Source organism: Streptomyces sp. NPDC054840 (assembly GCF_053611065.1).
On sequence record NZ_JBSGZP010000188.1, the window covers coordinates 1 to 11,365 of the forward strand.

The 11,365-nt window shown below is 69.5% G+C and carries 10 protein-coding genes and 1 pseudogene; 2 read left to right on the top strand and 9 right to left on the bottom strand.

All coding sequences use genetic code 11. The features are described 5' to 3' along the window. Positions 1-16: 16 nt before the first annotated feature. The 3 genes from ACWGIU_RS15925 to ACWGIU_RS15935 form a co-directional block, all read right to left on the bottom strand. Positions 17-448 (bottom strand): hypothetical protein, encoded by a 432-nt coding sequence (locus ACWGIU_RS15925; RefSeq protein ID WP_453706191.1) that lies wholly within the window; start codon positions 446-448, stop codon positions 17-19. 773 nt (positions 449-1,221) lie between these two features. Next, on the bottom strand, positions 1,222-1,572 hold the full coding sequence (locus ACWGIU_RS15930) for a hypothetical protein (protein WP_453706193.1): 351 nt from the start codon (positions 1,570-1,572) through the stop codon (positions 1,222-1,224). Between the two features lie 117 nt (positions 1,573-1,689). Beyond that, a complete protein-coding gene (locus ACWGIU_RS15935) occupies positions 1,690-2,319 on the bottom strand; it encodes a hypothetical protein (protein WP_453706195.1) in 630 nt (209 codons plus the stop codon). Between the two features lie 367 nt (positions 2,320-2,686). On the opposite strand from ACWGIU_RS15935, the gene ACWGIU_RS15940 reads away from it, so the two are divergent. Continuing rightward, positions 2,687-3,097 carry a hypothetical protein gene (locus ACWGIU_RS15940; protein WP_453706196.1) on the top strand — a complete coding sequence of 137 codons (411 nt, stop codon included), beginning with the start codon at positions 2,687-2,689 and terminating at the stop codon, positions 3,095-3,097. Positions 3,098-3,532: 435 nt separating this feature from the next. Here the strand turns inward: ACWGIU_RS15940 and ACWGIU_RS15945 are convergent, their stop codons facing one another. From ACWGIU_RS15945 to ACWGIU_RS15970, 6 genes and pseudogenes are all read right to left on the bottom strand, one after another. After that, complete coding sequence (locus ACWGIU_RS15945) at positions 3,533-4,072, bottom strand: peptidoglycan-binding domain-containing protein (RefSeq protein ID WP_453706198.1); 540 nt, start codon at positions 4,070-4,072, stop codon at positions 3,533-3,535. A gap of 200 nt (positions 4,073-4,272) precedes the next feature. Then, on the bottom strand, positions 4,273-5,142 hold the full coding sequence (locus tag ACWGIU_RS15950; protein ID WP_453706206.1) for an alpha/beta fold hydrolase: 870 nt from the start codon (positions 5,140-5,142) through the stop codon (positions 4,273-4,275). 8 nt (positions 5,143-5,150) lie between these two features. Continuing rightward, complete coding sequence (locus tag ACWGIU_RS15955) at positions 5,151-5,900, bottom strand: SAM-dependent methyltransferase (RefSeq protein ID WP_453706208.1); 750 nt, start codon at positions 5,898-5,900, stop codon at positions 5,151-5,153. Positions 5,901-5,918: 18 nt separating this feature from the next. Further along, positions 5,919-7,109: pseudogene (locus tag ACWGIU_RS15960) on the bottom strand (glycosyltransferase); the annotation flags it as partial. A 112-nt stretch (positions 7,110-7,221) separates the two neighbouring features. Next, a complete protein-coding gene (locus ACWGIU_RS15965) occupies positions 7,222-8,004 on the bottom strand; it encodes a VOC family protein (RefSeq protein ID WP_453706200.1) in 783 nt (260 codons plus the stop codon). Between the two features lie 380 nt (positions 8,005-8,384). Next, a complete protein-coding gene (locus ACWGIU_RS15970; protein WP_453706202.1) occupies positions 8,385-9,674 on the bottom strand; it encodes a GNAT family N-acetyltransferase in 1,290 nt (429 codons plus the stop codon). 719 nt (positions 9,675-10,393) lie between these two features. Here ACWGIU_RS15970 and ACWGIU_RS15975 point away from each other — a divergent pair. After that, on the top strand, positions 10,394-11,365 hold a 972-nt coding region (locus ACWGIU_RS15975), incomplete at its 3' end, for an AraC-like ligand-binding domain-containing protein (protein ID WP_453706204.1).

Genomic DNA, 11,365 nt, shown 5'->3' on the forward strand with positions numbered 1-11,365 from the left:
GGTCATTGTGGCGTGATCAGTCGAGCGGCGCGCCCTTCCAGTTACCGGGAGCGAGCGGCGCAGGCATCAGACAGGCGAATGCTCCGTGCGCGAACACCTGGAACACGAACGGCTCAGCCACCGAGCTCGCGCCCGCTGCGGGCAGAGCGAAGAGCACCAACGGGAAGGCCATGAGCCACCGGAAACGGACCGGGTCCATCCGTGTGTGCGCCGCGCCTGCGCCGATGGCGAGTGCCAGCGAGGGGATGCCGGTGAATGCCATCATGCCCAGGGCGATTCCCATGAGCTGCAGGAAGGAATCTCCGACCGGCGCGGTGAACGCGACCGCCACCCACGCGGCCATGTGCAGGCCTATGTAGGTCAGGATGCACCGCACACCTCTGGTCCCCGTTGACGGTGGTTCGTCGCGCTCGGTGGGCGTAGCCGGGTCTGCCTCGGCCGTACTCATCTGGTTTCCTCTCCCGCCACGTATGACGCCACCCCCGCCCGCACCGCCGTCGGGCCCGGCACAGCCTCCGCGGCCTGCGCCGGCATCGGCTCCACCGGCGGCCGTCATCATTCCAAGGGCGCAGCAGGTCCGTCAGAGGCGCCCTGCGGGGCTTGTGCGGCACGGTGGCGGCATGGGCGTCGCTGATCCCTGCCCCTGCTCCTTACCCCGCTGCTCGCGGCCTCCCCCCAAGTACCCACGGATGACGAGCCGTAGCCGACTGTAAGGCACCCCACTGAGCTTGCCGTTTACTGAGACTCCGCCTGTGGTGTCGCATGGCGGCTGGGCTTCTGACCTGGCGTCATTGCCGACCGCCAGACGACACCCACGCGAAGATCATCAGTAACGTCGTGCCTGAACTCGCTCAGTACGAGTTGTCGAGTTGGTCTACGAGGAGTCGAAGCTCGCAAGCCGGGCGCCGGGACATGCCGTGTATCACGGCATCCAGGAACTCCCGTGCTTCGAAGGGGCTGCCGCAGCATTCCCACACCCCGCAGCCGCCGTCCTCGTACTCACTCCAGAGGTTGCGGTACGGATCCCGCACGAACTCTCGCCAAATCCTCACGGACTCGGCCGTGACGCCAGGCCACAGGTAGTTCCGGCTCCTCTCGACCCTGGCAACTTCGGCAAGAGCAGGCGGGGACAGGCCAGCAATAGGGGGTTGATAGGTAAGCCTGTGCCGCGGCCACTGCTCGGCGCGGACACGCCCGGGCCGTCTACGCGGCATGGGCCTTTCAGCTGGTGAGCACGATGCTCCCAGCCTCGGCTCCGCTACGAGCCTTAAGTGTCACCCAGGCGGTCCCGGTAGGTTCGTGCTTGGGCTTGTCACTCCTCAAGTCGGCCAGCGGCTGACAGGCAGGATCGGCCGCCGTGACCACGTCCACGGCCTCCAACAAGGGCTCTCCCTGGGGCGAGACGGTGAACCCGGAGTGCTCCCCCTTCAACACAGTGTCCAAGAGATCCGATGCGGTAAGCGCCTCGCTCTCCTTCTCGCCCGCCTTCGGACTGGTGCAACCCGCCACTGCGGAAGACAGGACGAGGAGCGTCACCACTCCTCGTATGAAGCCACGACGCTTTTTCTCCATCGTCGAAGGGCGGTGATCGGATTCTGCCAGCCGCGGTCTGTTCGACAGTCGCCGGGATGCCTGTCTCCTTTTTCACCCTGACTGCCATGCCTCGCGGCCCCGAACAGGCCCCGTGCCTCAGCGATCGCGGCCAGTGCCCGCCCGGCCTGCGGTGAGCACCGGCTCGGCCGCCACGCCCGTTCGCTCGGCCCGCCGCCTCGACACCCGGCGCCACGCCCCCGCACCGGCCAGGAGCCCCAGCCCGTCCACCACCGCCGCGGACAGCCCCACCGCCGCGACCGTCTGCCACGAGTGCTCGTCCAGCTCCCCACCCTCCGGCGACGCCCACAGCCGGATCCGGTGCCCGTCCGGGTGCAGCTTGTCCGCCGGGCGCACCTCATCGAAGGTGCGTCCGCCGACCGACCAGACGTACCGGCACTCGACCTCGTCCTCCGGCCCCGCGCCCTCGTCCCAGTGCTGGCCGGTCACCCGGCAACCGCTGAGCTCGATCGTTACCGGTTCCGTCGTCCGCCCCCGGAGCTGGACCTGCTCCACCGTGCCGCCCGTGGTCACGACCCCGGCCAGCACCAACACCGTCAGCCCGCCAGCGGCCAGCGCGTCGGCCCACCGGTCCAGACCCGGCCGGAGCCTGCGCCCGACCAGCGCCGTCACCAGGCCCGCCCCGAGGAGGACGAGCGGCCAGGCCGTCCACGGCGTCCCGTCCGCCCCGTTCCACAGCAGCCCGCCCGCGCCGACGACCGCGGCCACCGACCCCCCGACCGCGACTTACCCGCCTACCTTCTGCGCCACTTCGCACCCCCTTTCCCCCGCTACCCACCCGTCCGATCCCGCAACCACGCCGCCACCGCCAGGTAGTCGTCCGCCGCCAGCCCGACCCGGGCGTCCACCCATCGGGTCAACGACGGGTGCCTCCCAAACTCGGGTTCTGGCTCAAGTTCTGTGGTGTCGCGTCACGTGGGCCGGTCGCCCGACCTGGCCCAAGCCGCCGACCTGGCGGGAGCGTTGGGGGCAGTCGGCCAGGTGGGTCAGAGCAAGACTCCCTCCCCCAGGCGGGGGAGGGAGTCGGTACGAGCGGAGGAGGTGGCCCAGCCGCTGCTCACCGCAGGATGAACCCATGTCCCGATCCCACAGGAAGCACCTGGCCGCAGCCCTCACCGCCTGCCTCGGCGCCCTCGCCTACACCGTCAGCAAGGTGGACCTGGCGAGGGAGGGCGAGCTGGGCATGCCGGGCTTCCCCGCGCCGACTGAGGCCTACGCCGCCGTTGCCAACGTCGAGACCGCCCAACTGGCTAACGCGGCTCTCGGCCTGCTGATGGCCGTCGTTGCACTGCTCCTCGTCCGCCTGCCGCGGACTCCCCTAGTCCGCTGGCCGGCGCTCGTCGTCTCCTGGGCGGGCATCGCGATGGTGGGAGCGGGCGTTCTCGGCTTCAGCGCCCGCGCGGCGGGCCTGGCACCGAGCCTGGGGCCACCCCTCCCCACATGCCCACCGCGCTCGCGGCATTGCTTGTCGGAGCCGTGTGGGTGACGGCCTGGACCATCGCCGCGGTCTCCGCCACGCGCAGCAGCCGCAGGCGGTGCGCCGCCGGCGCCAATCTGTGAGGCTCAGAGTCACCAGTCGGCGCAACGGGTTGGCAGCGAACCATCAACTGCGGAATCGACCTTGGACTTCGGCAGCACCCGGGCCCCCTCATCGTGAAGAGCACAACCATGGTCCCGAAGCAAGTCTCCAGGTGCTCTCAAAACTCAGGTTCTGGCTCAAGTTCTGTGGTGTCGCGTCACGTGGGCCGGTCGCCCGACCTGGCCCAAGCCGCCGACCTGGCGATTCCCTCTCCCACCAACCGCGCTCTGCCGGGCGACCGCGCCGCACCACAGAAGTTGTGCCAGAACCCAAACTCGTGAACATCGACTTGCCCGCCATCGGCCACGCCCCCGATCGGTGGCGGCCCGTGCCTCGCGTCCGTCAGTGGCCGCAGGTCGGTTTCGGGTGGTCGAGGTAGGCCCAGGTGTCCGGGCCGACTTGTCCGTCGGCCTTGATGCCGCTGCAGGCCTGGACCGTCTTGACCGCGGCTTCCGTATCGGCGCCGAACTTCTCGTCGACGGTGAGGGACTGGCCGTAGTTGTAGTTGAGCAGGCACTGGATCTGCTTGACCTTGGATCCGACCATGCCCTTAGCCATGGTCTGGGTGCGGTCCCAGTTGAACTTGCAGTTCGCCGCGCCCGCCGCCCCAGTCGCAGACGCCGGCGCCGTGCCGGACGGCCGGGCCGGACTGGAAGCAGCACCCGCGCTGCGGGACACCGAAGCCGAGGGCGCGCCCTTGGGCGAAGTACTCGGCCGGCCGCTGCCCGTCTCGTTGTTCTTCCCGGTCGGCGGCTCGGCCTCCGGCGCGGCCGGCGGCTCGGCGGAGGGGGTCTGGCCTGGGTTCTTGGCTTCCTTGTCGCCGGAATCGGCGGTGGTGGCTATCAGCCCGGCCGCGCCCCCGATCGGCAGGACCTGCGGCACCAAACTCTCGCGGGGGCGGCGTGAGCGGGAGCGACGGGAAGGGACAGGGCAAGGGCCGCGGCGGCCGCGGTGGCGGCCCGTGGGACATCTACCCACCGCATCACCGGGATGGATGCCTGCCCTGCTGAAGGCCAGACACCACCGACCCCATGAGCACTCTCGTTCCTCGTCCCACCACCGAACCGCTCACACCATTCCGATCAGGCCTGAGCGGACGGGGCCGGAAGCGTGACGAGTTCGCCCAGGGCGCGGGCCGCCGGCGCCGGGTCGGCCAGCCACTTCAGGTGGCTGCCCTCCAGCGTGCGGGCGTCGTACGGGTTGTCCGGCGTCAGCTCGTCGCCCTCGCGGATCAGCCGGTCCTGGAGGGCGAGGGGCAGGCTCGCGTCGTCGGCCAGGCGGATGTAGGTCTTTGGGATGCGGCCCCAAGTCTCGGCCTGCGCCCGGTCGGCGGAGCCGCCGACGTCCAGGTTCTCGTCGGGCTGGAAGGTGTTCAGGAAGGCGAGGAACTGCTCGTCGGTGCCGTCGGCGAAGAGGGCCGCCTTGAACGCCACGAGCGCGTCCGGGTGCGCGGTGCGGAAGTTGACCCGGAGCAGCCCGAGGTCTGCAGGGTTACCGGCCAGCGCCGAGGCGAAGGCGGCGGGGTCCACCCCGGTCATCTCCGGCTCGGCGTAGTAGTCGCCGACGTCGAGACGGACCGGGCACCAGGCCGAGACGTAGACGATGCGGTCGATCAGGTCGGGGCGCGCGTTGGCCGCGGCCGTGGCCGTGATGCCGCCGCGGCTGTGGGCGACGAGGATCACGGGGCCGTTGCGCTTGGCCCGTTCCAGGATCCCGATCAGGTGCGCGGCGTTGTCGGCGAGCGTGACGCCCTTGATCGAGCCCGGCGCGGAGGCGAGGCCTTCGGGGTCCTGCGGGGTCTGGTAGGCGGCGGTGAAGGTCGCCTGGAAGCCGTGGCCGGGCAGGTCGACGGCGACCGAACGGTGCCCCAGGAGGCCGAGTTCCGCCTGAAGGGGTGCGAAGGAGAAGGAGTTCGCGAAGGCGCCGTGGACCAGTACGAAGGTCGGTTGCATCTGTGTGCTCACTTTCCAGTCGTGTCGGATGTCTGACACAGGACCATGCAGAGGAATCCGAAACTGTCCCGGTATCCGTGCAGCCACTGCGAACGTGCGACGGTGGCCGTTTCCAGTGCCTGTGCGCTGGCCGGATCGGCGGGGTGGTCGAGTGCCCAGGAGGCCAGTGAGCCCCAGCAGGCCCACTCGTAGGTGTCCAGCTCGCTGCGGGTGCTGACATGGCCGTGGACGGGGGTCCATCCGTCGGCAACGACGTGGTCCACCGTGGTCGCCAGGTCGGCGAGGTCACCGAACGCCTCGATGGCCGCGGGTGAGGGGTCGCAACCCCAGAAGGACTCACCGATCAGGACGCGGCCGCCGGGGGCCAGGTGCTTGCGGGCCGCCGCGAGGGTGGGGAGAAGACCGCCAAAGGCATGGGTGGCGCCGACGCTGATCACCAGGTCGAACGGCTGGGCAGTGACGAAGTCCGCGGCCTCCTGCCGGTGGAGGACCAGGCGCTCGCCGACTCCGAGTTCGCTCGCTGCCCGGCGGGCCTGCGTCAGGGCGACTTCGGAGACGTCGACGCCCTCGGCACGCAGGTGCGGGTACGTCGCCAGAGCACGCAGAAGCCATTCAGCTGTGCCGCATCCCAGGTCGAGCACTCGCTCGTCGCCCCGCGGGAGGCCGCGTTCGAGCAGTCGGCTGACCGAGTGGTCGTCCAGTGGAGATTTTATCGGGTGGTCGGCATGGGCGATCATGGAGATCTGTTCACGGCTCATCGGCGCGGCGGGGCCCGTGTCGAGGAGCAGCTTCGCGGCCACCGCCGCCCCGTCGGTGCGGATCGTGCCGGCGACGGCCTTCGCCCGTGCTTCCGTCTCGGGGGCCAGGGCCGTCGTGAGCGCGGCCGACAGGGACTCGAAGGTCGGCGTCGGGCCGTCGTGTGCCGCGCCGATGCCGAGCTCCGCCACGCGGGCGGCCCACTGCGGCTGATCCACGAACTGGGGCACCACCACCTGAGGTGCGCCGGCTCGGGCGGCGGTGGCCGTGGTGCCCGCGCCGCCGTGGTGGACGACGGCCGCGACCCGGCGGAACAGGAACTGGTGGTTAACGTCGCCGACGGCGAAGCAGTCGTCCGAGTCGTCCGCCAGGCCCAGGTCTGCCCAGCCGTGGGAGACGAGCACGCGGCGGCTCTGCGCGCGGGCGGCCTCGACGGCCGCCCGGGCGACGTCGGCGGCCCCGCTCAGGGGCATGCTGCCGAAGCCGACGTACACGGGCGGGGTGCCAGCGTCCAGGAATGCCTCCAGGTCGGCGGGCAGAGGGCGCTCGTCGGGCAGGATCCACGCGCCGGTCTGCACGAGGTCAAGGTTCGTCAGGTCCTGCCACGGGCCCAAGACCGGGTCCACCGCCAGCCACGGCCGTTCGGTGAAGACGTGGTCGCGGACGTTGTCCACCAGTGCGAGACCGATCGCTGCGCGGTGGGCATTGAGGGGCTGGAGGTAAAGGGCGTTGACCTTCTGCGCGTCCAGGTCCCACAGGGCCTCGTTGTCGGTCATGTCGGGCGGAACCGGCGGGCCGGGCCGCGACGACGGTCGGTAATGCGAGGAAGGGATCTCGAACGGGTGGAAGGCCGCGTATACATAGCGGATGCCCAGCTTCTCGGCCACCGAGCGGGCACCGGCCGGCATCAGACCGCTCGCCACCAGCACGTCACAGCCCTCGGCCGCCTTGCCGACCGTCTCGAAGTGCGCGGCGACCAACTCGGCCGCGAACGCGGCCGCGTCCGACGGCGGCGCTCCCGTCCGCAACGCGCGCACGTCCCGCCCGAAGGGCACCAGCTCCGCACCGACTCCGGCCAGAAGTTCTGCGAACTCCTCGTCCGGCGGTGCGCACACGCGTACCTCCGTGCCGAGCTTCCGCAACTGTGCCGCCAGCCCCGCCAGCGGCGCGATGTCGCCGCGCGATCCGTACGCCATCAACAGCACACGCATGTCGTGTCTCTCATTCCTTGTGCCGGCCTCGGCCGGCGATGGTGCGGCAGATCCGGGTCCTCCGGGTCTTGCCTCGGGCCCCTTGGGGCGGGTTCGTGTCGGGCGGTGTTGATCAACGGGCCCAGGGCAGTTCGCGAGTGCCCTCGGTACCGGGCACCGAGGCAACTCCGTCCGAGCGCATCGCAACATAGGCCTCGGCCCGCTCCGGAGCGTGGATCCGGCGGACAAAGTCCGGGGCCAGGATCAGGCTCTGGCCAGCCAGGACCTTCTCGGTGCGGCCGGAACAAGTCACCTCCAAGACGCCCGCTGTGACCGTCCAGACCTGCTCACGGCTGACGGCATGCTCGGGGCCGGTCGCACCGGTCTCCATCGCGACCGTCCAGGTACTGAGCTCGCCGCTGCCGCGGCTGGGGGCGGCGAGGCGCGTCATGGTGGCGTTCGGGGAGATGGTGATGTCGTCGGCCGAGGGGGTGACCACGCGTACGATGGTGTCTTCGCTCCCGTCCGTACCGCTGTTCGGGACGGCCCATTCGACGAACTGGACGACGACACCGTTGGGGTCGGTCAGCTGGAACAGACGCTCGCCCCAGGGTTCTTCCCGCAGCGGCATGGTGATGGGGGCGCCGGCGGCACGCAACCGGGCCTCCTCTGCAGCGAGGCCGCGGACCGTGAGCGCGACGATCAGCCCGCCCGCCTCCCGGTCCCGCTGCTCGGCGGGCAGGACCGCAGTCCCCTTGCGGAGCAGGACGATGTCGACGCCGGCGTCCTCGCGGGTCAGCGAGCAGAAGCCGTCGTCGGCCATCGCCACCTCGTAGCCGAGGTGGGTGCGGAAGAAGTCGCGGGAGGCGTCGACGTCGGCGACGGTCAGGGAAATGGTGGACGCGGACACGTGCATGGCGGCTCCTCGGAGAGTGCTTGCGGTGGTGGGTGGTGCGTGGCGGAGGTTTCCGTCGTCCGCCGCGGGCGGTACGCGATGGCGAAGAGGGTGAGGCCTGAGCCTGAGACTCTCCGGGGTGTCAGAGCGAAGTTGTTTACACAAGGGGCTGTCGAACAGGCCGGCGCCCAGGGCCGTCCCGTTCCTCGCCGCATGCGGACGAGCGTGACCGGCGCATCCCCTGTGGAGTCCGCTGGGCTGGGGCTGGTGAGCGCGCGGGAGACGGCGTACTGCTCCGGAGGCGAGCGGGCTGGCATCGCACCGCCAGAGGGGAGGCCCCGGCTGGCTCGCCTGAGGTCTTCGCGTCGCTATCGCTCCGGAAGTGAGTGCGGCCACGGGGATCAGGCCGAGCGCAGGTCGAGCTGGAACTCAAGGGTGCGCCGGTAGGAGCGGAATCCCAGACGGTGGTTGACTGCCAGCATGTGGACGTTGTCCTCGGCGTTGTCCGTCTCGATCTCAACGACGTCGGGATGTTCGGCGCGCAGACGCCGCACCATGGCGGCTTTGACCCACAACCCCAGGCCGTGACCGCGATGCGCGGGTACGACCGCCGTGTCGTACTGCTGGGCACGAGGCCCGGAGCCCTGTGGAAGCAGGACCTCGGTGTAGCCGGCCATGCTGCCGTCACCGTGGACCGCAGCAAGGGTCAGCAGTGTATCGCCGCGGTCGGCGATCACCTTGGCCATGGCGCGAACGCGGCTGGCGTCCCAGGCCACGCTGCCGTAATCCATGTCACCGACGGGCATGTCGTTCATGGCGGTCTTGGCCGCTGCGAAGGCGTCGGCGAACTCGTCGGGGACCGTGCCGGTCCAGCCGGCCAGCCGGTAGCCGGGCGGCATCGTATCGGTGGCCCGTGTCAGGTCCGCATCGGGCAGCTCGTCGAGACGCAGCAGGAGGTGATCGAGAGTAAGCGCCCGGCTAAAGCCCCGCTGTTCGCTGAAGGCTTCGCCCGGGCTGTCGGCCGCGGCTGCCGCGATGAGGGTGCGCCGGTTCTCGGCGTTGCAGGCCGCCATGACCTCCAACAGCAGGCGCGAGCCAATTCCCTGGCGCCGGTGCGCGGGATCGACGTGTAGTTCCAGTTCGGACAGGTGCTCCTGTTCCGGAGAAGTGAACACCCGCAGGCCGGCGAATCCCACAGGGCCCCCGTCCGCCCCCGTGGCAAGCCAGATCAGCCGGCGGCTGCCCAGAGCGGGCTGGATGAGCTGGGCGAGGATCTGCTCGGGGTCAGGGGCCGGTACGCCGGGCAGGTCATGGGCCATCGAGGCCGCGACGACCTGATGACATGCGGCGGCCTCGGCCACCGAGACGTGGCGGAGCGGAATGAGATGCACGGAGGCAGACGCAGATGCAGACAAGATGAGACTTTCGTGTTCGAATCTGTCGTACTTCAGAGAGTGACGAGGCCGCGTGGCCGGTGGGCCCAGGGGAGGATGGCGGCTGCCGTGGACGCGCCAGTGCGTAGTGCTGGGACCCCAGCGGTCGGGAGCAACGCACTCCGGGATCCCCGGGGCGGTGCAGCTGGCGTATGCGGCTGCCGGTAGCCAGAGGAGGAACCTCTCAGCCGTCGGTTCGTCGACGCCGTCCAGCAGGAACGGCAGCAGCAGCGGTGCTTTGTGAACCATCTGCTGCATGACAAACCATCAACTCCAGAAACGGTGCAGCCCGAAACACGCAACACACCTCGCACGCCTACCCACCCCACTCCACCCAACGCCTTGGTCATCCCCTACGCAGCAGACGAAACCAGGCGCACAAACACGCAGAGCAGGCGGGCCTGCCTGCTCTTCCCGACGATGCCGTCACGCTGCTTCGACGCTTGATTAGACATCGCGTGGCTGCGGTCGCAGTGTGCATGTTGTGCGGAGGGCCTTCGCATTTTGTGCAGACCGTTTGACCACGACGCATGGATCCGCTGTTGGCCCGCCTTCGGTGTCTTCTGCCCAGCGGCAGACCCGGTCAGCACCGTGAGCACCACTGCCGACGATTAACTTCTGCACCTCGTCCGGCGTGCCGCCCACACCTGGTCCCGCCGTTACTGCGATGTCACCAGAACCTTCGGCGGCAGCGCGATCGCCAGCCCTCTCAGCCCACCCGCCCTCGCGCGCCTTCGGTCAGGAATACCGAGTTCGAGCCCGGGGTCCGATGCGCCGGGCTCGACCCGCCCCTGGCAAGCGCGAGCGCACCGGCTCCGGTGGCCTGGATCGCGTAGCAGCTGCATCAGCGACCCGCGAGGGATCCTTTTGAGTCTCGAAGCCAGATTGGATCATGAGATGATCCGGCTAGTTGGTCTGGTTTGGCATGACGCGTATGCGGGGGTTCCGTGGGTGGGTCGAGGTCGTCGGCTTCGGTCGTGCCGCCAACAGACAGGTTCGAATGGTTCCTCGACACCGTCTCCAACGAGGTCATGCCCCTGTCGCTGAGCAGTGACCGAAGAGACGACTTCCACGCAGACATCCAGGACATGCCACTGGGCCCCGTGGCGTTGTCGGCGTTCGAGTTCTCCCCCATGCGGGCGTGGCGGTCCGCGAGACACATCCGACAAGGCGATCCCGAGGGCTACCAACTCTCACTGGTAACACAGGGCAGCCTCCTGGTCTTCCAGGATGGCCGGGAAGAACTGGTGGCGGGTGACTTCGTACTGTCCAACACTTCCAGCCCCATGCTGACCGAGTGCCTCTCCGCCGGAGACCCGATTCACGCCCTGACGCTGCAGATACCGCGGTCCGCCCTGCCGCTGTCCCCCCGCAGGCTTGAGCCACTCCTGGTGCAGCGACTGCCTGCCCAAAAGGGAGCGATCGCGATTCTCGCGGGGTTCCTGCGCACCCTCCATGCCCAAGGAACGCACTGTGGAACGGAGGCACTACAGTCCATGGGATCCGCCACGATCGACCTGGTCACCGCGTGCCTTGCCCAACATCTACATTCCCTGGACGAGGCGCCGGTCGAGGCGCGATCCCAGCTGATGCTGCAGCGGATCCTGCGTTTCATCGATTACAACCTCGGCGATCCCGACCTCTCACCTCGCACGATCGCCGAACGGCACAACGTCTCTCTACGCACGCTCTACACGCTCTTCGACGGCGAGCCCGCCAGCATCGCGGGAGTCATCCGACGCCGACGCCTGGAACGCTGCCACACCGACCTCACCCGCCCGGAAATGGACCACCGAACCGTCCAAGCGATCTCAGCCCGCTGGGGCTTCACCAACCCCGCAACCTTCAGCCGTACCTTCCGTGACGCCTACGGAACCACCCCCGCGGAGCACCGAGCCCACGCACGCCAGCGCCGCGCGGCCGACACGCAACCAGCGTGCCCCGCGCCC

Bases quoted from the DNA above. Each gene is read 5' to 3' on its own strand.
- ACWGIU_RS15925 (WP_453706191.1), bottom strand. From the start codon at position 448: ATGAGTACGGCCGAGGCAGACCCGGCTACGCCCACCGAGCGCGACGAA.
- ACWGIU_RS15930 (WP_453706193.1), bottom strand. From the start codon at position 1,572: ATGGAGAAAAAGCGTCGTGGCTTCATACGAGGAGTGGTGACGCTCCTC.
- ACWGIU_RS15940 (WP_453706196.1), top strand. From the start codon at position 2,687: ATGTCCCGATCCCACAGGAAGCACCTGGCCGCAGCCCTCACCGCCTGC.
- ACWGIU_RS15950 (WP_453706206.1), bottom strand. From the start codon at position 5,142: ATGCAACCGACCTTCGTACTGGTCCACGGCGCCTTCGCGAACTCCTTC.
- ACWGIU_RS15955 (WP_453706208.1), bottom strand. From the start codon at position 5,900: ATGAGCCGTGAACAGATCTCCATGATCGCCCATGCCGACCACCCGATA.
- ACWGIU_RS15965 (WP_453706200.1), bottom strand. From the start codon at position 8,004: ATGCACGTGTCCGCGTCCACCATTTCCCTGACCGTCGCCGACGTCGAC.
- ACWGIU_RS15970 (WP_453706202.1), bottom strand. From the start codon at position 9,674: ATGCAGCAGATGGTTCACAAAGCACCGCTGCTGCTGCCGTTCCTGCTG.